This is a genomic window from Solimonas marina, from assembly GCF_012241385.1.
GTDB lineage: Bacteria > Pseudomonadota > Gammaproteobacteria > Nevskiales > Nevskiaceae > Solimonas > Solimonas marina.
In genome coordinates this window covers 1-22,967 of record NZ_JAAVXB010000006.1, presented here as the reverse complement: position 1 = coordinate 22,967, position 22,967 = coordinate 1, and the positions used below count along the sequence as shown (strand labels likewise).

Sequence of the window (22,967 nt, the reverse complement as noted above, 5' to 3'; positions counted from 1 at the left end):
ATATATGGTATCTTGCATTTGCGTTGCAACTCGTTTGATCGGCGAGTGCGGCGACAAATGAACAAGAAGGAGGAGCGGTCATGCCGAAAGCCAGTGCGAAACGCGTTCGCCTGAGCCGGTCTGAACAAAGCGCCAAGCGATCCGACGAATTGCTGGATGCCGCTTGGGCGATGTTCTGCAGCAAAGGCTACGAAGCAGTCACCATCGACGACGTTGCCGCGCACGCCGGCTATTCGCGCATGCCGATCTACTCGCTGTTCGGCGACAAGCAGAATCTGTTCTTCGCGCTGTGGCGCCGCGCCATTGCAGAGATGATGGAAACGCTGATGGCCGGGCTCGAGCGGGGCGTGCCACTACGCGACAACCTGCGACGCCTGGCGGAGGCCGCCGCCCAGTCGCGCCCGTTTGCGCCGGGCGCCGCAGAGCAGCTGTTTTTTGTCGTGCAGACCATCGCGCTCAGCCGGCCGGAAATCGAAGATGAATTGCAGGCCCTGTCGCGAACCGTCATAGGACGTTTTGCCGCCATGGTTGCGGATTCGACGCTGGCCAAGGGCGAGCAACTGCGGGCGACACCGGACACGATCGCCGCGCACCTGGTCGCGCATATCAATGGCATGTCGACGGTGCAATTTCAGACCGGCCGCGGTTACGTCAATGTCGATGATCTCGTTGCAATCTTCACGGCGATCGCCTTGAAGCGTTGAATCAGGACCGCGGACGACACCGCGGCCGAAAGACCCGGACACGGAGGAGCAACGTGCTGGAACGATTCAAGGTGGGCACGCTGCGCGTGCTGACCCGTGCGATGGTGGCTGCCAACTGGTGGCGTGCGCGCCCATCCGGTGTGCAGGTTGACGACGTCAGCCTGCAGGTCGACGGTGGCCGCATCGTTTTGCGTTGCTACCGTCCGGGCGGTGACAAGCCATTTCCGCTGCTGCTGTTCTTCCATGGCGGCGGTTGGGTCAGTGGCGACATCGGCACGCACGACGCGTTATGTCGAGGTCTTTGTCTGGCGAGCGGGCATCTGGTCGTTTCGGTCGACTATCGCCTGGCACCGGAGCGACGCTTCCCGACGGCGTTTCTCGACTGTCGCGCGGCGCTTGACTGGCTACACGAGCAGGCGCCGTTGTTGGGCGGCGACCCCACGCGCATCCGCATCTGCGGCGACAGTGCCGGTGGCAATCTTGCGGCGGCCATCGTGATTGATGCGCAGCGCCGGAGACCGGGGGGGATCGATCGTCAGGTCCTGATCTATCCGGTCGCCGATCAGCCCGACAGCAGCCGGCCGTCCTATGTCGCGTACGGCGGGCGCGGTCACGCGCTGAGTGGCGATGCCATGCAATGGCTGTGGCGGACCTATCTCGGTGACCGTGATCTGCCGGAGCCGGGAACGCCCGAGCACGACTGGCTGATGCCGCTGCGTGTCGACGATCTGCAAGGGCTGCCGCCGGCGTTGATCCTCCTTGCCGAGCTCGACGTGCTGCGCGATGAGGGACAGGCCTACGCCGATCGCCTGTGCGCGGCCGGCGTCGCGACGCAGATCAAGCTGCATCCGGGGCAGCAGCACGGCTTCGTCGGCCTGAAACCGTCGCCGGCGCACCGGCAAGCGGTTGCGCAAATCGCCGATTGGCTGTGCTGCGAGACCGCGTCATGATCGTTGGCGAACAGCGATTCGAGGCAGCGCAAGCGCCGTCGCTGGCGCCCGATGCTGCGACCGACATGCCGTCCTACGCGCGGCAGATCCGGCATCGCATCTGTCATATCGGCGTCGGCGCGTTTCATCGCGCCCATCAAGCCGTGTATCTGCATCGCCTGCGCGAGGCCGGACTCGCTGAGGGTTGGGGCATTTGCGGCATCGGATTGCGCGCCGCCGACCGCCCCGTGCTGGATGTCTTGCGACGCCAAAACGGCCTGTATTCGGTCTGGGAGCTTGAAGGCGACACGCGTCACGGCAGCGTGATCGGCAGCCTGATGTCGCTGATCGATGCCAGCGCCGATCCGCTGGCCGCCATCGACTGCATCGCAGATCCGGACACCGCCATCGTCTCGCTGACCGTTACCGAAGCCGGCTACTGCCTGGGCGCCGATGGACGCTTGCATCGCCAGCACCCGGATATCGAGCACGATCTCCGTTTTCCATCGCGGCCTCGCAGTGCGCCCGGACTGATGGTGCGCGCGCTGGCCAAGCGCCGTGCGTTGGCACACGGCGGATTGACGGCCTTGTCCTGCGACAACCTGATCGCAAACGGAAAGCGCCTGCGCGATGCGGTGCTGGATTTCGCCGCCGAAGTCGATCCGGCACTCGCGACCTGGATCGAGCGCGAGGTTTCGTTTCCGTGTTCCATGGTCGATCGCATCACCCCGGCGCTGTCCAACGAGCGACGCGCCACACTGGCTGCACGATGGGGCATTCGAGACGAAGCGCTGCTGATCTGCGAGCCGTGGCGGCAATGGGTCATCGAGGATCACTTCGTTGCCGGACGTCCGCCGTTCGAACGTGCCGGCGCGATGCTTTCCGAGCAGGTCGCCGTGTTTGAAGCGATGAAGGTGGGTCTGCTCAATGGTTCGCATTCGGCGCTCAGTCATATCGGCCTGATGCTCGGCTACGAGCAAGTCCACGCCGCACTCGGCGACGAACGCATCCGCGATTGGTTGCACGGCTACATGGGCGAGGTTGCGGCGGTGCTGTCGGTGCCGGACGGGGTCGATCTCGGTGACTACCGGCAATCGTTGCTAAGACGGTTCGCCAACGCCGCGATCGAGGATCGCCTTGCGCGGCTCGCGCAAGACACGTCGAGCAAGTTCCAGCAAACGCTGTTGCCGCCGCTGCTGCGCTGCCTGCAGAACCAATGGCCGAGCGCACACCTGTCGCTGGCTGTCGCATTGTGGATCTTCTATCTGGCGAGGCTTGCAGGCGACCGCACGAGGCAGCACGAATACCTGGATCGGGATGTCGACGCCCTGATGGCTTCGGCGTCCGCCGCACTGATCGGTGGCGACAGTGCTGACTTTCTGCAGGCCTATCTGCCGGTCGACGCGTCGATGCAGACGGCATTCCATCGAGCGGTCAGCACCTTCCTGCGCATCTTGCGCGATTCCGGCATCGATGCGGCGCTGATGGCCGTGCGCGTGCCAGGCCAAGCGGGGACGGCACGGTGAGCATCCCACAAGGCACGAGCGCCATTGGCGACGCGACGCACCTCGACAGCCGCTGGCGGACCGCTGCCGCACTGTTCGTGCTGTCGCTGGTGGTCGCCTGCAGCACCGCCGCGCAAGGCGTCTTCGGCATCCTGCAGGAGGCTGCCAAAGCCGAGCTGGGCATGAGCGATGTGCAGATCAGTTTGCTGCAAGGGCTGGCGACGTCGATTCCGGTGGCCGTGCTGTCGCTGCCGCTCGGCCGCCTGACGGACCGCGGCAACCGCATGCGCCTGCTGATATGGATGGCGCTGACCTGGACGGCGGGGACGCTGCTGACTGCATTCGCGCAAGGGTTCGCGATGATGTTTCTGGCGCGCACCTTGGCTGGCGTCGGCATGATGTGCGCGCTGCCTGTCGCCATTTCACTGGCGGCCGATCTCAGCGCCAAGGACCAGCGCGGTCGCGCGCTGTTGCCGCTGTCGGTGGGCAAGATCGTCGGTGCCGCGGCAGCGTTTGCCGTCGGCGGCGCGCTGCTCGGTCAGCTGGCGACCCACACACCGTCGTGGCTCGGATCCTTGTCTCCATGGCGCGGGGTCAATGTGCTGTTCGCGATCGGCAGTTCGCTGTTGTTCATTCCGCTCCTGCTGATGCGCGAGCCGGTACGCCATGAGCGCGACGGGCTGCAGAGCCCCGACCTGCGTGCTGCCCTCCGGGCGATCTGGCGCCGCCGCGCTCTGCTGCTGCCGCTGTTCATCGGCCAGGTGACGGTCATCATGGCGGACGCCTCCGCCGGCATCTGGGCATCGCCGGTGCTGATTCGCGATTACGGCCTGAAGGCCGAGCATTTCGGTGGCTGGCTCGGGGCCATCGTGCTGCTTTCCGGGCTGTTGGGTTCGATTTTCGGTGGTCTGTGCGCTGACTTTGGCCAGAAAGGCCGGATTCCCGGTGGGCTGTTGCTCGGTGCGGTGTTGGCGTCGCTGCTGTCGATTCCGGCGGCGTTCTTTCCCGTGATGCCCGGCGTGGTCGGTTTTGCCGTCCTGCTCAGCGCGCTGCTGTTGGCGGGGGCGATGACCGGGCTGATCACGGCCGCCGCTATCGCGGTGTACATGCCCAACGAGCTGCGAGGCATCTGTCTGGGCGCGTTCATCGTCGTCGGCGCCGTGTTCGGCTTCGGTGTCGCACCGACCGCGGTGACACTGGTCAGTCGTGCACTGGGCGGCGAGGGCTATCTGCGTATGGGCCTGACGGCGATCACCTTGTCGACCAGCGTCATTGCCACCTTCGGTTTCCTCTCCGCGATGCGCACGCTGCGCCGTGACGCCACGGCGGGTTGAGCCGCATCAGATGGCCTGTTCGGCCATCAACTGACGGACCTGCGCATCGCTGGGTGCGTAAGCTCCCGATCGGGTGCAGACCAACGCGGCGGTCGCGGCGGCGTAGCGCAGATGTGTTGCCGGATCGGCATCCGGTGACGAGAGCAGGCTGCAGACAAACGCGCCGAGGCAGGCGTCGCCGGCCCCGACCGTGTCCGCGACCTTGACCGCAAACGCGCGCTGCTCGAAGTGCTCGCCGCGCCGGTAAAGACTCAAGCCGTCGCTGCCACGGGTGTAGAGCAAGCTCGCATCCGGCCGCTGCTGCCGCAGGCGGGCGATCACATCTGCCGGCGCCAGTTCCGGGTAAATGCCGGCGGCGTCCTCGTCGGAAATCTTGATGACATCCGCGTATGCGGCGAGGCGCTCGAACTGCACGCGGTAATCCGGCCCCATCAGGTTGCGATGATTCGGATCGAAGCTGATCAGCGTGCCACGCGCACTCAGGGTTTGTGCAATGCGTTCGAGACGCGAGCCCAACGGTTCGCGCACGAGGCTGATGCAGCCGAAGTGCGCGGCACGACAGTGCGATTCCCAGCCTTTCGGCAGGCGCGCTTCGTCGAACGCAAGGTCCGCTGCATCGTTGCCGACGAAGAAATACTGTGGCGGATGGGTTTCGTGAACGATGGCCAGCAGTGGCGGCTTGGCAACGCGCTGCGCAAAGCGCATGTCGAGTCCGGCGGTTTCGGTCAGCTCCAGGATGTCGCGACCGAACGGATCGTCACCGACGGCGCCAGCCCAGGCGCTCGGCATGCCCAGCGTTGCGGCGACCCGCGCGACGTTCCAGCAGGATCCGCCGGCGACACTGCGCCAGGTTTGCGCATCGACGCGGACGAGATCGGTGAGCGCTTCGCCGAAGACGACGAAGCTCGGCCATGGTTGCGGTTCGATGGGCATCGTGCGGAGGTTCAGTGCGTGCTCGGATCGCTGCTGTTGAGCAGCCCGCTGCGATTCTGTCGGCTCCAGACGCGGCGGCCGCCCAGGAAGGCCCACCAGCCCATGGCGGCGCCACTGTGGCGCAGGAGCTGGAAGGTGAACGGTTCGGCCAGCGCGGCAAGCAGGGCGGCGATAAAGCTCGTGCGTCGGGCGTCGCCCACCCAGCGCCGATACCAGTGCACCGACGCCAGATGAAAGACCAGATCGACGGCGATCTTGGCGAGGATCACCGCCGAAACCGGCAGCAGCACGTTGAGCCGGCCGCTGACCAGATAGTTCACCAGCAGAACGAACGCAGCCAGGCCGTACAGCGGTTGCAGGGTGTCGATCGCCTTGACCGGTAGCATCCACAGGCCGAGCTTGCCGTAGCGACGGTCGCCGACCATGTCGCGATACCAGTACTGCGTCTGCAGAAAGCCGCCGAACCAGCGCTGCCGCTGACGCAGGAAGGCGGGCACCGAATTCGGCGCATCGGTGCGCGCCTGCGCGGCGCCGATCACGCGAAAGCGCCAGGATTCACCGCGCGCCAGCGCCGCGCGACGCAGCCGGTGGATCAGCTCGTAGTCTTCGACCAGGCAATCGGGATCGAAGCCGCCGACCGACAGCATCGACTTGCGGCGAAAGCCGGCGAACGCACCGGAAATCAGCAGCAGACTGTCGGCACGCATCCACGCGTAGCGCGACAGAAAATTGCGGATGTATTCGTAAGTCTGGAACCATTGCAGGATGCCGGCGCCCCAGGAATTGCCACAGATGGGCGTCAACACGCCGGTGGCGGCGACCAATTCCAGTTCGCCCGCAAACGCGTCGCGAAACGCTGCGACTGCGCCGGGTGCGAGCAGAGTGTCGGCATCGACGGTGATGACCACCTCCGTTTCGACGCACAGCGCCGCCGCATTGAGCGTGCGCGCCTTGCCGCCGTGCGGCGCGCGCAGCCAGCGCAAGGCCGGATGGACGCTGCCCGCCCCGCTCAGTTCGCCTTCGGCTGGCGCCTGCAGACCATAGCGCTGTTCCAGCATGGCGGCGGTGCCGTCATCGGAACCGTCGTCGGCGATGACGATTACATCCGGCATGTCGCGCTGCTTGAGCAGTGCCGATAGTGTCAGCGGCAGCGCGGCGGCCTCGTTATAAGCGGCGACGATCACGCCGACCGTGGGATGCCGAACGGTTGCGGGCCCTGACGCCGGCACGGTCGCCGGGTCGGTGCTGCGATACAGCGCGCGCAACTGCCAGGCGACAAAGCCCAGCAGCAGCGTGTCGTAGACGATGTAGGCGATACCGACCGACCATGCGAAGACGCCGCCGAGCATGAACGCGGCGCCGATCAGCAGCAGCCACAGACACAACACCGCGCCGTGAATGATCAGACTGCGCAGTGGCGTCGTGGTCGGCGTCAAGCGCGGCGAACTGGCAATCAGGGTCTGGGTCAGGGCATCCATGAGGGGCGGTGCGGGGGACGGGGGACTGCAACAGCTTGCCGACAGCGGCGACACATGATCTTCGAATACGCGCTAACGTTGCGCCCGGACGCACCGGACGGGAGTTGCGCATGTCGCGCATCGGAGCCGGTCCATCATCTCACGACTCGCCATGAACCAGACGCCACGCTACACCCGCACCGCCGTTACGCTGCACTGGCTGATTGCCCTGTTGATGATCGTCAACGTCGTGCTCGGCCTGGCCGCCGAGAGCCTGCCCGACAGTTGGGTGCGCACGACCATCGACACGCACAAGTCGATCGGCATCACTGTGCTCGGTCTGGCGTTGCTGCGCCTGTTGTGGCGCTTCTCGCATCGGCCACCGGCACTGCCGGCTGCATATCCGTCCTGGGAGCGACGGCTGTCCGGCGTCGTGCATGTGCTGCTCTATGTGCTGATCTTCGCCTTGCCACTGAGCGGCTGGATGCACGATTCGGCCTGGGAGGGCGCTGCGACGCACCCGATGGCGCTGTTCGGTATCGTGCCGTGGCCGCGCATCGGCTGGATCCAGAACGTTGCAGACCCGGCCACCAAGGAGTCGCTGCATACCTTGTTCGGTCATTGGCATGTCTGGTTCGGTTACGCGCTGTATGCGGCGTTCGCGCTGCATCTGCTCGGTGCGCTGAAGCATCAGTTCGTCGACCGCCACGCCGAGCTGCAGCGCATGGGCTGGTAGCGCGGTGCGTCAGAGTCGCTCGAAGATCGCCGCAATGCCCTGACCGCCGCCGATGCACATCGTCGCCAGCGCGTAGCGGCCACCGGTGCGGTGCAGTTCATGTATCGCCTTGGTGGCGATGATTGCGCCGGTCGCGCCGACCGGATGGCCGAGCGAGATACCCGAGCCGTTGGGGTTGACCCTGTCCGGATCCAGCCCCAGCTCGCGCATGACCGCGCAACCCTGCGCGGCGTATGACTCGTTGGACTCGATGACGTCGAGATCCTCGACGCGCAGCCCGGCGCGCTTCAACGCCAGACGCGTGGCTGGCACCGGCCCCATGCCCATGTATGCCGGCTCGACGCCGGCATGCGCGTATGACAGCAGACGCGCGACTGGCTGCAGGCCCGATTGCCGCGCACCGTCGGGCGAGGCCAGCACCAGCGCCGCAGCGCCGTCGTTGACGCCGGCGGTATTGCCGACCGTCACCACGCCACCGGCCTGGAACGCCGGCTTCAAGCGGGCCAGCGACTGCATCGTGGTCTTGCTGCGCACGTGTTCGTCGGTATCGAAACGGACCGCGCCATTCGCCGTCTCGATCTCGACCGGCACGATCTGCTCGGTGAAACGGCCCTCACGGATCGCCTGTGTGGCGCGCCGCTGGCTTTCGTTGACGAGCACATCCTGGTCCTCGCGGGTGATGCCGTAGCGACGCGCGATGTTTTCGGCGGTCACGCCCATGTGGCAGCGCTCGAACGGGTCGTGCAGGATCTCGGTCATGAAATCGCGCATTTTCTGCTCGCCGCATTTGTCGGCAAAACGGCCCATCGGCAGCAGATAGGGGCCGCGCGTCATCGATTCGGCACCGGCACCGATGGCGATGTCGGTGTCGCCCATGGCGATGGTTTGCGCGGCAGTGATGATGGCCTGCAGCCCCGAGCCACACAGCCGGTTGACGTTGAGCGCCGGCGTATCGAGCGGCACGCCGGCACGCACGGCGGCGATACGGCTCAGATAGGCATCGTGCGGTTCGGTCGGAATGACGTTGCCGATCACCACGTGACCGACCTGCTGCGCGCGCACCCCACTGCGTGCGATGGCGGCCAGCAGCACCGTCGTCGCCAGATCGGAAAGCGGAACTTCCTTGAGCGAACCACCAAAACTGCCGATCGCGGTCCTCGCGGCAGCGAGCACCCAGACCTCCGGCATTGACATGAAAACCTCTTGAGCCAGCTACTGCGTGAGTGCGACGCGTACATCGCGAACCGCGTCGTGACGCGGGCTCGATCCAGGTTCTCCTGATGGATCGCGGCGGATTTCCAATCCGCGGCCGAAGCGTACAAACGCGCTTCGACGCCGCACGCATTTGCGCAACAAACGGGCCAAGTGGACCGAGCGACGGCGGATTATCTGCCGTATTGGACCACTTCACCGCATAATCGATCCCCATGACACGAAATAAATTTCTCACCATCATCTCAGCGACCGTATTTCTGCTTGCGACGCCGCTGCTGGCGATGGCCGCTGAAGCAGTGCCCGACGGCGCCAAGGTCTACGATCAGGCCTGCGCCAAGTGCCATACCTCGGCGTTCGGCGCGTTCTTCTCCGGGGCACCGAAGACCGGCAAGCAGCAGACCTGGGATCGCCTGTTGCAACAGGCCGGTTCGGTCGACGCCTTAATTGCCAATGCCAACCAAGGCATCGGCAAGATGCCGGCGAAGGGCGGGGCGAATGACCTCAGCGACGAGGACGTCGCGGCTGCCGTTCATTACATGCTCAGCAAAAGTGGGCATTGATAACAGCGGCCCGCCGCATTGACGTGTCCGCAGGCTAGACTGGCGACCTGGAGTGCCATGCCCCCGACGCTGCAGATGCGAATACATCACCCCACGCTGATTTTCCCGATGCTGGCGATCACGCTGGCCCTGTCCGGCTGCGCCGGTTACGCGACACCGGGTGGACCCGCGCCGCTCGACCAGATCAAGGACGGCAGTATCGCTGGTGCCGGTACGCTGCAACCGGCACTGAACCTGCCGGCGCGGTTGGCCGTCGCACGCGTGCAGGCGCCGGGCTACAAATCACAGGTCGCCGAAGCCGGCGACGGCAAGCGCTACGGCTTCGTCGGCGGCGATCATTCGCCGTCGGCCGCGCAGCTGCAGATGCTTGAGCACTGGGCGTCGGTCGACGACGTCGACGCGCTGGCGCCGGCGCTGGTGCCTGCGTCGCTCGATTCGCTCGAGAGCGTGCGCTTCGCCGCCGCCAAGATCCAGGCCGACGTGCTGCTCGCGTACACCTATGACACGCACTTCGAGGTCGACGGCAAGCCGCAGGCACCGGCGTCGAAACTCAAGCTCGGCGACGCGCCGAAGAATGCCAGCATCGTCTCGACCGCCAGCGCACTGTTCGTCGACGTGCGCACCGGCTACGTGTTCGGGCGCGCCAGCGGCTCGGCGACAGTCGGCGATCTCGGCGACGCCTGGCACGACGCCGAAAGCCTCGACGCCAAGCGCATCGACGCCGAGAACGAGGCGTTCAAGGCGATGGCCACGCAGGCCGAACAGGTCTGGGCGAGGATCGCCGGTACGACGCCGTAGGCGATCGGCTGGCGCGCCGCCGCGACGGGCACTTCTGTCTACTCCGACCACGGCTGTCGCATCACGCACCCCACCTCACCCAAGCCCTTTCTGCTGCGCTGGCGGAGGGCGCTTTGACGAAGCTATGGCGCCGAGCGCGCTTCGACTCCCCTCCGCCCGCTTGCGGGGGGGAGGGGTTGGGGGAGGTGGGAGCCGGAAGGTGGCACCATTACTTCAAGCCACATCCGGGCCGTCGCGCACCCCACCTCACCTAACCCTCTCCGCCCCGCTGGCGGAGAGGGCTTTGACGACGCAATGGGCACGAATGTGCTTTGGCTCCCCTCTTGCCCGCCGGCGGGGGGAGGGGTTAGGGGAGGTGGGCGCCCGAAAGTGGTAGCGGCCGATCGGTGGCCGCTGCGCGTCGTCAGGGCGCGCTGGTCGATGCGCTGCCGCCGGTCTGAGTCTTTTGCGGGACGTCGACCGCGCTCGACGAATCCGCCGGCGGGTTCGCCGTCTCGTTCAGGGGGCGGTCTTGTCGCCGGTCTGGGCGCTGTCGGCCGGCGTCGCAGCGGCCGCATTCGAACCGCTGCCGTCGGGCGACGATGACGACGACGTTCCCGGCGCATCCGGGGCAGGGCTCGGCGGCGTCTGTTGCTGCCGGGCCTTTTCGGCATCGGCCTTCGCCTTCTCCGCGTCGGCACGGGCTTTCTGCGCGGCGAGTTCTTCCGGCGTCGGCGGCAGTTGCTGGACGTCGAGCGTGATGACGTTGGTCACCGACGGGTCGTCGCGCAGCTTCACATACAGGCGGCCGGCATCCGGGCGCGGTACCAGCAGGCTATAGCCCGGAAAGCCGTCGGGCACGGGCGACGCGTGCTTGAAACTCGGGTCGCTGGCCACGGAATCGATCAGGAACAGGTCGCTGCCGGACAGCTGGCAGGCGAGATCCGGCGTGGCCGGGCATTTGATCGTCTTCAGTGCCGGCAGGCGAACCAGTGTCGCCAGCGGTTGCCAGTCGCCGGCGACGCCGTCGTCGGTCATGCGGAACTGCAGTGGCCCGAACGCCGAGAAGCCGAAGGCCTTGGCCGGATCCAGTGTGACCAGTGCGACCTTCGAGTTCTCCAGGCGAATCGCGCCGCTGGCGACCGTCAGCACCGTCGAGAACGACTGGTCGGGCGAGGCGACCTCGATGGTCTGGTCGCGTGCGAAGCGTGCCGGACTGACCGCGCGGATCGAGAATGTCAGCCGCGCGTCTTGTGGCAGCTCGTCGGCATTGGCGAGGCGGATGTTGCTGGCGGCGCTGGACTGCGACGGCTGCACGCTCTTGTCCATGAGCTTCACGCTGGGGCGCGGCGCCTGCACGTTGATATTGAGCGTGCGGGTCCGGCCGTCGTTGAGCGTGACCTGCGCCTGCACCGACGCGCCGGGCTTCAGCGCCGCGGCGGTCGCGGCGTCCTGCGCCTGCATCGTCAGGCGGTCCTTGCCTTGATCGGTCTTCAGCTCGCCCGGTGTGAAGACCACGCCGTTGATCATCAGTTGTGAGACCAGATCGAGGCGCGTACCGACCAAGACGCCGCTGGCGTCGCCGGCGTGGATCGAGAAGGTGTCGAGGCTGCCGGCGTCGGAGAACGCACGGATCGAGATCGGCAGCGGCTGCTTGGCGCCGTACTGGTTGACGAGCAAGGTCATCGTGCCCGGCTGCGCATCCTGCAGCGGCACCTTGACCTCGACCTCGTCCGGCTTGACGGCCTTCCAGTCAGCCTTGATCTGCTTGCCGGACGGATCGCGCAGCATGATGCCGTCGACGCAACTGACGCTGTCGGCCTTCAGTCGTACCGTGTCCTGACGGCCGACGATCAGCGATTCATTGTCGCCGTCGGCCAGCGTCCAGTTCGCGGCGTGCGCATTGCGCAGCTGGAAGTCGGGCCCGCTGAACGGCTCGAAGCCCCAATAGCCACGCAATACCGCCTGTATCGATTCGCCGAGCTGGCCGGACTGCACGCGCGACATGTCGACGACGTAGCCGCCCTGCGTACCGTCGGCGCTGGCCGGTAGATAGACCGACTTTCCGTCGCTGCCGGTCAGCTGCAGCATCACGTTGTGTGCGTAGCCAGTCGAGAACACCAGCGGTGCGCCTTCGACCGGCAGCACCAGACTGTCACGACTCGCACAGTAGATTTCGTTGGGGTCGACGGCGTGCAGCGGCGGCAGCTGCGCTTTTTCGACGGCCGGCAGGCCTATGACGAGCACCGACTTCGGATCGTGGAACGACGGCGGCGAGTTCAGCGTCAGCTGCAGTGCCGCGCCTTTCTGTGAAGCCAGCGCCGGAATGTATTGGTACTGCGCCAGATGGAACGAGTCGAAGATGCGCGCGATGTCGATGATCGACGAGATATACGGGCTGTAATAGCCGTAACCGGCTTCCGGCGTCGAGCTGGCGGCCAGCGCCAGATCCGCGCCGGGGCCGGAGGTCAGCGCTTCGACGATGGACTGACTGTGACCGTCATTGAGGATCAGCGATTCCTGGCCCTGCATCAGGCAGGACGCTTGCAATTCCGGAATGCGGTCCAGGCATTTTTCGTCGACCTTGATGCCCAGGCTGCGCGCCAGCAGCGGCGTGATTTCCTTGATCTCGTACGGGTTGTGATCGTTGAGGTTGCGGATCGTCGCCAGGTAGCGATCCAGGCGCGAACGATCCAGTGCCGCCTGATTGAGATCCTGCGAGGCGCGCACGAACGCACCGGGGCGGCCGCGTACGGCATCGACCAGCGTGCGGAAATCGCCGTTGGTTTCCGGCGCCAGAAAGACCATGACCTGTTGGGCGCCCTTGGGCACCGTGACCGTCAGGCCGTCGCGCGCGCAATCGCCCTTCCAGGTCTTGCACGGGAAGAACCAGTCCTCGGGCGGCGGGTTGGTCGAGCCACTGAGGAACGCCGCCACCATCAGGTAATGCGCCGACTGCGACTTCGGAAAGTCCGCCTTGATCCACAGCTTGTCGCCGACCGCCAGATTCGGCACTTCGGACGCCGGCAGGATTTCCGAGCCACGCGTGACGACCACCCGCAATGTCGGACCGCTCAGGTCGAACGGGGCAGGGTTCGCGGTCGCGAGGCCGCAGAACAACAGCGCGCACAGCACGAATGCAGATCGCAATGCCATACCGAATGTCTTGAATAAGCCTCGAAAATTCAGGGTAACAAAAGCCGCCCGGCGGTCCCGATCCGCTTGCGCGCGAATGTAACCGGGCAAAACGAGCTTGCGGCTGAACGGCGCGAGCATACGTCAGCGCTGCACGGCCTCGCGTAGCGGCCGCGTCAGACGCGCCAGTGCCAGCGCGGCGATCAGCCCGACGGCGGCAAAGCCGGCGGTCATCGCGAAGACCTGATGAAACCCGGCGGCGCCAGGCGCGCGGTCGAGCAGCGCGCCGATCAGTGGTCCAGCGAAGATGTCGGGCGTGAAGCCGATCACCGAGACCAGGCCGGCCGCACTGCCGGTCATCGCCAGCGGCAGGCGCATTTCGTTCATGACCGAGAAGTAGACGCCGCGCACGCCGTAGATCCCCAGACTGGTTATCGCGAGCACCATCATCAGCACCGCCGGCACGGCCAGCGGCGACCAGCCCGCCGCCAGCGGCAGGGCGCCGACCCCGAGCAGCGCGAAGCCGCCGATGACAACCTGGCTGGCGCGCAGTCGGTCCGCCAACCATCCGGCGGCCAGGGCCGCGACCGGGCGTGCCCAGAACGTCAGCGATCCGAGCCGCGCAGCAGCGACGTCGTCGTAACCGAGTACGTCATGCGCGTAGAGCCCGAACACGTCGGTGACCTTGTAGGCGACGTACGCGCAGACAATGACCAGTGCCTGCAGCCACACACTGGGAAATCGTGCGGCGGCCCTGACGCCGGCCCAGCTCAAGCGCGGGCCGTCAGCGGTGGCGGCCGGCGGATTGCCTGGCAGCGCAAACCAGGCCAGCACTGCGGCCAGCGCGGTGAAGGCTGTCGTCGCGAGGATGATCGCGCGCATGCCGCGCGCCAGCTGAGCGGCATCGGCAGCGGCCGCCTGTGCCGGCAGTAGATGGCCGAACAGTGCGACGGCTGCCGTGGCCAGTATGGCCGCCAGCACGCCGCGGCCGCCGTCGAGCAATCCGTAGGCGCGGCCCTGTGCGGTGATACCGCCCCACTCGCGTGTGGCGCGGATCAGCGCGGCCCAAAACAGCAGCACGGTCGTGACACCCCAGAACCCGTAGAGCAGCGTCAAACCGGCGATCGACGGAATGCCGGCGAACACGATGCCGCCGAGGGAGGTTGCAAGCAGTGCGATGGCAATCAGGCTGCGCGCCGGGTAGCGGTCCGCCAGTGGCCCGCCGAGCAAATACGACACCATCGCGATCACGCCGTAGACCGAGAACGCACTCCCCAGCTGCAGATTGGTCAGATCGAAGACCGTCAGGAACGTGGCACGAAACACACGGGCGACCACGAACGGCAGCATGAATACCGCCTCGCCGGCGACGATCAGCGCCAGCATGGCCAGCATGGCCAGCGCCCGGCGTCCGGGCGAGGGGCCGTGGGCGGCGCGGCGTCGGGCGCTCGACGGTGCGTGGTCGCTCACGTGTGCTGCAGAGGCTGCGGCCTAGCCATGGGGAGCGTGATCGTGCGCGGCCTCGTGTTCGTGGTGTTGATGCGGGCCATGATGCGAGTGCGCGCCGGACGCCATCATGCGCATCATCTTGGGTCCGCCGCTGCGCATGAAGACGACTCCGAGAATCACCGCCACCAAACCGAACAAGGCGTTGAGGACCGCCGTGTAGTTGAGCCGAATCGACGCGCTGACGACCGTGGCGTGGCCACCTTGCGGGACCAGACCCAAAGGCGTGAACAGGGCTTCGACCGCCAGCGCCGCCAGCGCCATTGTCAGATAAAACGCCAGCAGCAGGCGCAGCGTGACACGGCCGCCGTAGTACTTGCGATAGATGTTGAGAATCGGCGGGATGATCAGATCGCCGAAGATGAACGCAATGACGCCACCGAAGGCGATGCCGCCGTTCCACAGCACCGATGCGAGTGGCACATTGCCGACCGAGCAGGTGAAGGAGAGCAGCGCGATGAAGGGGCCGATCAAGGCGCCCCAGACAGCGCTGAGCACGCCGTGACCTTCGAAGAACACAGTCTTCCAGGCCTGATCCGGAATCCAGCTGCCGAGCGCGCCGGCGATCAGCATGCCGATCAACACGTCGGTCCAGACCATGCTCCAGTTCATCACGTAGTTGTGACTGACGGCGATCCAGCCCTGGCGCGAGAACAGGCGATCGCGCCAGTTGCCGTCCTGCTGGGCCATGGCCATCTGTGCATGGCCTTCCATGCGTCCCATGGCATCGCCATGCGCGTGCTCGACGGCGTCGTCGCGCAACGCACGCGATACGAACAGGCGCAGTCCCAAGGCGATCAGCACGATCATGACGACTCCACCCACGAACTCGGCAAGCGCGAACTGCCAGCCGAGCAACAGCCACATCAGTACCCCAAGCTCGATCACCAGATTGGTCGCCGCGAACTGGAAACACATCGCGGCCGTGAAATCGCCGCCCTTGCGCACCACGGAGCGTGTCATCGCGACCGCCGCATACGAGCAGGACGACGAGACCATGCCGAGCACGCTGGCGCGAGCGATGCTGCCGAAGCGTGCGTCGGGCATCAGTCGCGACATCTGATCTTTGGAAACCATCACCTCGATGATGGCGCTCAGCGCAAAACCCAGGCTCAGCCCCCAGAACAGCTGCCAGAACATGCGTAGCGCCAACCACAGCGCGTCGCCAACGGCGTGCAATAGATCGAACAGCATGCGGCCTCCTTGCCGTCAGTACCGGGTGAGCGTAGGGCAGGCGCTGCGCCAATGCACGCCTGCGCTTAAATCATGCGGTGGTTTGATGCTCGACACATCGGCTGATGTCTGAACGAGCGCCTTCATGCTCATCTGCATGCCAAAGCGGTTCATCCCGAATTCACGCCCGCTGCGTTTTGATAGGCCTACTGCAATTGATTGACGGCCCTAGCGGAGGATCAACATGGGGAAGCCAGGCTATCCAGCCATCATGCTCGTCGGGCTGATGACGTTGGCGGCGCTGTTGGCGCCATCATTGGTGGCGGCAGACGACATGGTGCGCAAGACCGACAGCGGCATGACGACGTCGACGCAGCCGATGACGGAAGGCGATCTGACATTCATGGAGAAGGCGGCCGAGGACGGCCGTACCGAAATCGCCGCCGCCCAGTTGGCCGAGGTCAAATCGAGCGATCCGACGATTCGCCAGTTCGCGCAGCGCATCGTCAAGGATCACACGGCTGCCGCACAGAAGCTCGAGAAGCTGGCACAGGGCAAGGGCGTGACCTTGCCGGCCAGCCTAGATACCGCGCATCAGTCCGAGCTGGACGCTTTGCGCTCGGCCAACGGCAAGGAATTCGACGCGCAGTACAGCAAGATGGTCGCCGATGCGCACGCCGGTGCCGTGGCGTTATTCAATCGCACGGTCAAGGCGACGCGGGACACCGACATCAAGCTATTCGCGTCGACGACGCTGCCGGACCTGAAGGCACACCGCGCACTGGCCGACCAGCTCGAACAGAAATACCCCAGCTGATCAGCCCGCGGCCAGATAGGCCGATAGCGCCAGTAGCAGCACGAAGATCAACGCCACGCCCAAGGCTTTCTGCCATGGGCGTGGTATTTTGTCGTGTACAGCCAGATGTGCGAGCGGCGCGTCCATCTCGTCCAGGCTTTTGAGGCGCGGGCGGGTGGACGGACGTTCGGGCGACGATATCGGGCGATTCATGCGACGGCAGCGACGAGACGGGTTTCGCCGTATTAGAGGCACGCGCCCGGTAGAAGTTCGCCGGACGGCCCGCATCCGGCGAACTTTCCGTCTATAGCCAGAGCCGGATGCCGGCCACGAATAGCAGCTTGCTGCTGTCCTCGCCATCCGCTCTGGCGTATCGCCCCGTGTCGCCGTACAGCCGTTCGTAGCTGAGCCCGATGTACGGTGCGAACTCGCGGCGTATCTCGTAGCGCAGGCGCAGCCCGGCATCGAGATCGGACAGGCCAGAGCCCTGTCCGCGTCGCGCGTCGCGCTTGGCATAGGCGTTGAGCTCGAACTGCGGCTGCAGCACCAGGCGCTGCGTCAGATACAGATCGTAGGAGCCTTCCAGGCGTGCACCGTAGTGGCCGGCATCGCTGGCGTAGAGGTAGGCGCCGAGATCCCAGAACATCGGTGCCAGGCCTTCGAAGCCCAGCGTCGCCCAGCCGCGCGACGGGGCCGTTTTGATGTCGTAACGCACGCCGGCCTGCAGATCGAAGAACGGCGAGATGGCATGCGAGAGCAGGGCCTGCGCTTCGGTGTCGTCCAGCGTTCCGGTGTCGGTATCGAGGCTGCCTTCGGTCTTCAGCCATAGCCGGTTGAAGCTGCTGCCGTACCAGGCTTCGCCGTCCCACCGGTAGGTGTTACTGCCGTCGCCGCCGCGCCATTCGTTCTGGTTGAGTGCCGCATAGCCCACCGTCGGATCGGTGTGAATCGGCGGCACGGTGCCGAGCATGCCGGCCATGTGGTCGCCGGCGGCCAGTGCGGGCGCGGCGATCGCCGTCGCCAGGGCAGCGGCCAGCATCTGCGTCAGGTTCTTGTTTGCCGGTTTCATCACGCCACCTCCGCCGACGTGAACATGCCGGCTTCCATGTGGTACAGCAGGTGGCAGTGATAGGCCCAGCGGCCGCGTTCGTCGGCCGTTACCCAGTAGTGCAGCTTTTCGCCCGGCTTGACGCTGACGGTGTGCTTGAGTGGGCGGCGTCGGTGATCGGCACTGTTGTGCAGCTCCGTGAACATGCCATGCAGATGAATGGGATGTTCCATCATCGTGTCGTTGATCAGCGTCACCAGAATGCGCTGGCCGTAGGGCAGACGCACCGGCCGCGCCTGTTCGTAGGTCTGGCCGTTGAAGCCGAAGATGTAGCGGTCCATGTTGCCGGTCAGATGCAACAGCACCTCGGCCTGCGGGTCACGCGCGTCGAACGCAATGTTCTGCGGCCCACGATCCAGGCGCACCAGATCCGCATACGTGAGCACGCGCCGCCCGTTGCCATTGAGCCCGTCGCCGGGCTTGTCCAGACGTGTGGTTGGCGACGCGGCAATGTTGACCACCGCCGGACCGCGCTGCAGGTGTACATCCTTGGGCTGCGGATACGCGACGATACCGCTGGCATTGGTCGGCGCCGTGGCCGGGAGCGGGGGAGTCGGCGGCGGCATCCACCCGTGGTGGCCGCCGTGATGCATACCGCCCATGGCCATTCCTGACGCCGCCGCACCGTGCATGTCGTGCATGCCGGACATCTGATGCCCGCCGCCCATCGTCATCGCCGACGGTTGGTGCGCCATGCCGTCCATGCCGCCAGCAGACGACATATCCATGCCGTGCATCGCACCCATGCCCGACATGCTCATGCCCATGTCCGTCATCGTGCGGCTGAAGATCGGGTCCATCGGCGGTACCGGCGCCGTCAGGCCTTCACGTACTGCCAGCGTCGCGCGCGCATAGCCGCTACGATCCAGCGATTGCGCAAAGATCGTGTAGGCGTCGTCTTGCGGCTCGACGAGCACGTCATAGGTTTCGGCCACCCCGATGCGGAATTCGTCGACCGAAACCGGTTCGACGTTACTGCCGTCGGCAGCAACCACCGTCATTTTCAGGCCCGGGATGCGCACGTCGAAATAACTCATCGCCGAGCCGTTGATGAAGCGCAACCGGACCTTTTCGCCGCGCTGGAACAGGCCCGTCCAGTTCGCCGCCGGCGGCTGGCCGTTGATCAGATACGTATAGGTACCGCCCAGTTGCGCGCCGCTGACGTCGACGATGTCGCGCGGGTCCATACGCATCATGCCCCAGGCCCAGCGTTCCTTGAGCGTCGCCGCGAAGCCGTTTTTCGAGCTGTCGCGGAAGAAGTCGGCGAGGGTGCGCTTCTGATAGTTGTAGTAGCCGTCACCGGTCTTCAAATGCCGGACGATGGCGTGCGGATCCTCGTCGGTCCAGTCATTGAGCATCACTACATAATCGCGGTCCGCGGCGACCGGATCGGCTTCGCGCGGTTCGATGACCAGCGCACCGAACAGCCCGGTCTGCTCCTGAAAGCCGCTGTGGCTGTGATACCAGTACGTGCCGCTCTGACGCACCGGGAAGCGGTAGGTGAAAGTTTCGCCGGGGGCGATGCCGTTGAAACTCAGCCCCGGCACACCGTCCATCTCGGGCGGCACCAGCATGCCGTGCCAATGAATCGAGCTGGGCGTATTGAGACGGTTGGTGACGCGCATCGTCACCGTGTCGCCTTCGCGCCAGCGTAGTAGCGGCCCCGGCAGCGTGCCGTTGACCAGCGTTGCCAGACGCGGCGTACCCGTGACATTGACGGCCGTCGGCTCGATGGCCAGATCGAACTCGGTACCCGAAAGCTCCGGCAAGCCGTAAGAACCCGGACGCGGCACCGCGGCGCGCGCCAGCGGCAACATCGTGGGAGAAAACACCGTCACGGCCGCGCCAGCGGCCAGGCCTTGAACAAAACGCCGACGGCTGATGCCGCCAACGCCATGAGTCATCGAAGACATGATTCGCATGCTCCTGAAACAATGAACGAATCCCGGGCACGACAAAGCCCAGGGTCACGGTCACGCTCAGGCGAGGATCGGTGGCCTCAGCAGCGGGATCGGCGCGGATTGCGGCAACTGCCGGCCCGCAGGCGGCAGCCAGCGCTCAGCGTCGCTCGGCAATGACAGCGACAACGCGAACGCCATCAGCGGCAACTGGCCGCAAGACGCGCCGCAATGCATCGCAGAATGACAGCACTCGTCGCACGCCATCTGATGATGCAGATCGGCATCCGCAGCCGGATCAAGAGACGGCATCTGCTCGGCGCAATGCTCATCCGCCATCGCCATCATCTCGGACGACGACATCCCACGACGCTCGGACGAAAACCCGAACGCAGGCACGACCGCCTGAAACAGCAAGGCAATCAGCAGTGCAAGAGACGTGAAAAGGCGACGCGACATCCGGCCATGGTAGAACCCGATCCAGCGCAGCTCAAGAAAGCCGGAGTAGCTGCCCTGGCAAGGACGGCCATAATTGTTCATAATGTATATTGAGCGCCGAACCTCCGAATTCTGAAGTATTCGCTGCTTCTGCTCTAGGTAAATGCGTTGTGAATAGAGCAAGAAAAGCTATTGCGATAACCGCTATTTTCGATCCTGAATTTTGAAGTTTTCTGAGCCAGTATTCGCGCTCCGCTCCCTTTGCCTGTTGCGCTAAAGCTTCCCACGTCGCCGCGTCCTCATCCCGCCCTAGAAGTTTTGCAAGTTGTGCCGCTCTGTAGGCCGGCAATGGTCTTTTTCCGGCCTTTATTCCCGCGATTGCTCCCTTATCCCATTCGAGTTGTCGGGCTAGCTCGCTGATGCTGCCGACTTTCTTTGCAGCAGATTCAATGAGTTCGTGCGCTTCCATCGGAATCCCTATTGATATTCGTAGAGCGACGCTCTACGGTCCGCCCCAAGTAGAGCGATGCTCTACGACAAGGGGGCGGGAACATGACCGGCAGGCCGGCACAGCTAATCGGCGTCAGGACGAAAGACCTACGCATCAAATACACCTTCGGGCGATCTCAGCGCGGATTTTATGCCCGCTGGCGCCGTGGTCTGAATTGCTGGGAGTGTCAGCTTAGCGGGGCTGGCATGACGCCGCGTCAGTGGTTCGCCCCGACGCAGACGATGGCCCTTGCCGAACTCCGCCTGTTGCCGTCTCTTTTCCGCTGGTCACACAAGTTCGTCGATACCGCAATCGAGTGGGACGGCATCCCTGATCGTGGGTTCGCCGTTCGCCGTGGTGGCCACCAGCTCGACCTGTTCGCCGACTCCTCCCGGGGTGTGGGGCATAGCCCCACGGCAAACCAGGATCCTGAATGTGTTTCCGTTGATGGTCTCGTCGTCGATGAGTGCCCTTCGATAGGCGACGTCATTCTTTCTTCCTCGCACAACGCTTTTTCGGCGGTGTCGGCATGAACCAACCCGACGACGTGCTCTATGCGACCGTTGTGTTCGGTCTGCTCTCTCTCGTCTTTGCTCTCGGTTACTGCGCGGGCGCCTGCATCTGGGAGCTTTTCCAGTGCTTCCAGTGAGCGCGCCGACCGGTGCTGTTGAGGTCGCGCGGAGCGCGGCCTCTGGGCTTGTCAGTATTTCAACAAGTGACACGCCAGAGTCACCGCTTTTAGACATCGACACGGGCGAAGCCCGGATTAAGCGGATGCGTCGTCGCGTGTGCCGAGCCGCGCAGGTGCATGAGGCTTCAACGGCTCTGCGTCCGGCCATGGTGACGCTGACCTATCGCGATGTCGGCGACTGGTCGCCCCGTCACATCAGCGAAGCCATCAAGCGTGTACGGCAATGGATGGGTAGGCGAGGGCACAAGCTCCGTTACGTCTGGACCGCCGAACTTCAAGAGCGCGGCGCCATTCACTACCACATCGTTACCTGGCTACCACAAGGCAAAGACCGCGTACCGTTTTGGGACGCCATGGGCTGGTGGCCGCACGGTAGTACTCGCAGCGAATGGGCGCAGAACGGCGTCGGCTATATCGTCAAGTACGCGAGCAAAGTAGCTACCAAGGACAAGCTCCCTTGCGGCGCACGTATGCACGGTTCTGGCGGCTTCACCGCTGACGAGCGCAAGCGCATGAGCTTTGAGACCCGGCCCACCTGGGCACGCACCTTGAGCTACATCGGCCAGAAGCTGCAGCGTGCCAAGGGTGGCGGCTTTGTTCAGCACTTCGCTTGTGGTCTTCGTCGTCGTCTGCATTCCCCTTTTGTTCTCGTCGCACGCGTAAGCGGGCGAGTGGTGCTCGCACGTCGCGGCGCCGATTCCAACCACGTCAGGACCGCACTAGGTGATCTATGGGTACAGCTGCTCCAACCGAACACACCGGCACTCGCGTAGAGGCCGAAGCAGAAGGCCCCGCCGTGCTCCTGTCGATCTACGCACCTTTGATGTTCACGACCGTCGAATTTACCGCCCGCGACGCTCGTCGGCTCGCAGCCGAACTTACCCAAGCGGCGGACTTAGTGGAGGCCCAAGGCCATGCTTAACATTGAAGTCACTCGCAGCTACACCAAGGAAGTCACCAAGAAATCGACTGGTGAGCATTTCTCGATTCCGATGATCGAGGCGTACGTGTTGCTGCCCGGCGAGCGTTATCCGGTGAAGATCGAAGTCCCGGTTGCCAAGGGCGCCAAACCGGCGAATCCCGGTGACTACGTGCTCGGTCCCGGCTCGTTCTACGTCGATCAGTTCGGCCGCCTGAACGTCCGTCAGAACCTTGAGCTTTTGCCTGCGACGAAGGCGAAGGCCGCGTAACGAGTCTTGTAATGGCTACCGTCGCGATGTTCGTCTGCCCGTCGTCTTCTCTGTCCGTCGCTCAGGATGGCAACGGCAATGAGTTCGCCGTGTGCGCGCAGGGGGAGGGTGCTGTTCAAAACGTCGTCGTGGCGGAGCCTTTCGATCCTGCCGAGCTGAACAGCGACGAGCTGTCGCAGGCGCTCGCTGCTGGTTTTGTCGTCATGGCAACGGGTTTGGCTATTGTCTGGGCAGCCAAGCAAGTTATGCGCGCGATTCGTAGCGCGTTGGTTTGAGAGTTGTTGTACGGGGAAGCGTCCCGCCCGATCTCGGGATGCAGGCAACGTCGGGAGACAGCGCCATGTTGAAGGAAATCGCGCTCACGAAGCGCAATGTTGTGAAGGGTGCGGCTG

At 64.9% G+C, this 22,967-nt stretch carries 22 protein-coding genes; 12 read left to right on the top strand and 10 right to left on the bottom strand.

The features are described from left to right. The first annotated feature begins 149 nt into the window (after positions 1-149). Genes G7Y82_RS11740 through G7Y82_RS11725 form a run of 4 tightly spaced genes read left to right on the top strand, consistent with a single transcriptional unit; the run spans position 150 to position 4,472 of the window. Positions 150-704 (top strand): TetR/AcrR family transcriptional regulator, encoded by a 555-nt coding sequence (locus G7Y82_RS11740; protein ID WP_168148326.1) that lies wholly within the window; start codon positions 150-152, stop codon positions 702-704. A gap of 53 nt (positions 705-757) precedes the next feature. Next, entirely contained in the window at positions 758-1,654 is an 897-nt protein-coding gene (locus G7Y82_RS11735) for an alpha/beta hydrolase (RefSeq protein ID WP_168148325.1), read from the top strand. Next, a complete protein-coding gene (locus G7Y82_RS11730) occupies positions 1,651-3,159 on the top strand; it encodes a mannitol dehydrogenase family protein (RefSeq protein WP_168148324.1) in 1,509 nt (502 codons plus the stop codon). Before G7Y82_RS11735 ends, G7Y82_RS11730 begins: the two co-directional genes overlap by 4 nt. Beyond that, complete coding sequence (locus G7Y82_RS11725; RefSeq protein WP_168148323.1) at positions 3,156-4,472, top strand: MFS transporter; 1,317 nt, start codon at positions 3,156-3,158, stop codon at positions 4,470-4,472. Before G7Y82_RS11730 ends, G7Y82_RS11725 begins: the two co-directional genes overlap by 4 nt. 6 nt (positions 4,473-4,478) lie before the next feature. Here G7Y82_RS11725 and G7Y82_RS11720 read toward each other — a convergent pair whose 3' ends face one another. Both G7Y82_RS11720 and G7Y82_RS11715 read right to left on the bottom strand, forming a co-directional pair. Continuing rightward, positions 4,479-5,405, bottom strand: coding sequence for a carbohydrate kinase family protein (locus tag G7Y82_RS11720; protein ID WP_168148322.1), 927 nt, complete (start codon positions 5,403-5,405; stop codon positions 4,479-4,481). 11 nt (positions 5,406-5,416) lie between these two features. Then, positions 5,417-6,883, bottom strand: coding sequence for a glycosyltransferase family 2 protein (locus G7Y82_RS11715; RefSeq protein WP_168148321.1), 1,467 nt, complete (start codon positions 6,881-6,883; stop codon positions 5,417-5,419). A gap of 151 nt (positions 6,884-7,034) precedes the next feature. On the opposite strand from G7Y82_RS11715, the gene G7Y82_RS11710 reads away from it, so the two are divergent. Then, positions 7,035-7,598, top strand: coding sequence for a cytochrome b (locus G7Y82_RS11710; protein ID WP_168148320.1), 564 nt, complete (start codon positions 7,035-7,037; stop codon positions 7,596-7,598). A 9-nt stretch (positions 7,599-7,607) separates the two neighbouring features. Here the strand turns inward: G7Y82_RS11710 and G7Y82_RS11705 are convergent, their stop codons facing one another. After that, positions 7,608-8,792 carry an acetyl-CoA C-acyltransferase family protein gene (locus G7Y82_RS11705; RefSeq protein ID WP_168148319.1) on the bottom strand — a complete coding sequence of 395 codons (1,185 nt, stop codon included), beginning with the start codon at positions 8,790-8,792 and terminating at the stop codon, positions 7,608-7,610. 233 nt (positions 8,793-9,025) lie between these two features. Between G7Y82_RS11705 and G7Y82_RS11700 the strand changes: the two genes are divergently transcribed. Both G7Y82_RS11700 and G7Y82_RS11695 read left to right on the top strand, forming a co-directional pair. Then, positions 9,026-9,373, top strand: coding sequence for a c-type cytochrome (locus G7Y82_RS11700; RefSeq protein WP_168148318.1), 348 nt, complete (start codon positions 9,026-9,028; stop codon positions 9,371-9,373). Positions 9,374-9,430: 57 nt separating this feature from the next. Continuing rightward, entirely contained in the window at positions 9,431-10,171 is a 741-nt protein-coding gene (locus G7Y82_RS11695) for a hypothetical protein (RefSeq protein WP_168148317.1), read from the top strand. Between the two features lie 498 nt (positions 10,172-10,669). Here G7Y82_RS11695 and G7Y82_RS11690 read toward each other — a convergent pair whose 3' ends face one another. The 3 genes from G7Y82_RS11690 to G7Y82_RS11680 form a co-directional block, all read right to left on the bottom strand. Further along, a complete protein-coding gene (locus G7Y82_RS11690) occupies positions 10,670-13,306 on the bottom strand; it encodes a hypothetical protein (protein WP_206370618.1) in 2,637 nt (878 codons plus the stop codon). Positions 13,307-13,429: 123 nt separating this feature from the next. Beyond that, complete coding sequence (locus G7Y82_RS11685) at positions 13,430-14,680, bottom strand: MFS transporter (protein ID WP_168148316.1); 1,251 nt, start codon at positions 14,678-14,680, stop codon at positions 13,430-13,432. 96 nt (positions 14,681-14,776) lie between these two features. Beyond that, on the bottom strand, positions 14,777-15,985 hold the full coding sequence (locus G7Y82_RS11680) for a permease (RefSeq protein WP_206370616.1): 1,209 nt from the start codon (positions 15,983-15,985) through the stop codon (positions 14,777-14,779). A 223-nt stretch (positions 15,986-16,208) separates the two neighbouring features. Here G7Y82_RS11680 and G7Y82_RS11675 point away from each other — a divergent pair, with 223 nt between their 5' ends. Beyond that, complete coding sequence (locus G7Y82_RS11675; RefSeq protein WP_168148315.1) at positions 16,209-16,781, top strand: DUF4142 domain-containing protein; 573 nt, start codon at positions 16,209-16,211, stop codon at positions 16,779-16,781. On the opposite strand, the gene G7Y82_RS11670 is transcribed toward G7Y82_RS11675, so the two are convergent. The 4 genes from G7Y82_RS11670 to G7Y82_RS11655 all read right to left on the bottom strand — a co-directional run bounded on the left by G7Y82_RS11670 (position 16,782) and on the right by G7Y82_RS11655 (position 20,387). Then, on the bottom strand, positions 16,782-16,973 hold the full coding sequence (locus G7Y82_RS11670) for a hypothetical protein (RefSeq protein ID WP_168148314.1): 192 nt from the start codon (positions 16,971-16,973) through the stop codon (positions 16,782-16,784). A gap of 91 nt (positions 16,974-17,064) precedes the next feature. Next, positions 17,065-17,829 carry a copper resistance protein B gene (locus G7Y82_RS11665; RefSeq protein WP_168148313.1) on the bottom strand — a complete coding sequence of 255 codons (765 nt, stop codon included), beginning with the start codon at positions 17,827-17,829 and terminating at the stop codon, positions 17,065-17,067. Further along, a complete protein-coding gene (locus tag G7Y82_RS11660) occupies positions 17,829-19,781 on the bottom strand; it encodes a copper resistance system multicopper oxidase (RefSeq protein WP_168148312.1) in 1,953 nt (650 codons plus the stop codon). Before G7Y82_RS11660 ends, G7Y82_RS11665 begins: the two co-directional genes overlap by 1 nt. Before the next feature lie 66 nt (positions 19,782-19,847). Continuing rightward, the gene (locus G7Y82_RS11655; RefSeq protein WP_168148311.1) at positions 19,848-20,387 is read right to left on the bottom strand and encodes a hypothetical protein; all 540 of its coding nucleotides are present in this window, start codon (positions 20,385-20,387) and stop codon (positions 19,848-19,850) included. Between the two features lie 369 nt (positions 20,388-20,756). On the opposite strand from G7Y82_RS11655, the gene G7Y82_RS11650 reads away from it, so the two are divergent. From G7Y82_RS11650 to G7Y82_RS11635, 4 genes are all read left to right on the top strand, one after another. Next, on the top strand, positions 20,757-21,227 hold the full coding sequence (locus G7Y82_RS11650; protein WP_168148310.1) for a hypothetical protein: 471 nt from the start codon (positions 20,757-20,759) through the stop codon (positions 21,225-21,227). A gap of 304 nt (positions 21,228-21,531) precedes the next feature. After that, positions 21,532-22,158, top strand: a complete 627-nt coding sequence (locus G7Y82_RS11645) for a rolling circle replication-associated protein (RefSeq protein WP_168148309.1) — start codon at positions 21,532-21,534, stop codon at positions 22,156-22,158. Positions 22,159-22,299: 141 nt separating this feature from the next. Further along, a complete protein-coding gene (locus G7Y82_RS11640) occupies positions 22,300-22,575 on the top strand; it encodes a single-stranded DNA-binding protein (protein ID WP_168148308.1) in 276 nt (91 codons plus the stop codon). A gap of 11 nt (positions 22,576-22,586) precedes the next feature. Next, entirely contained in the window at positions 22,587-22,850 is a 264-nt protein-coding gene (locus tag G7Y82_RS11635) for a hypothetical protein (RefSeq protein WP_168148307.1), read from the top strand. The last annotated feature ends 117 nt before the right edge of the window (positions 22,851-22,967 follow it).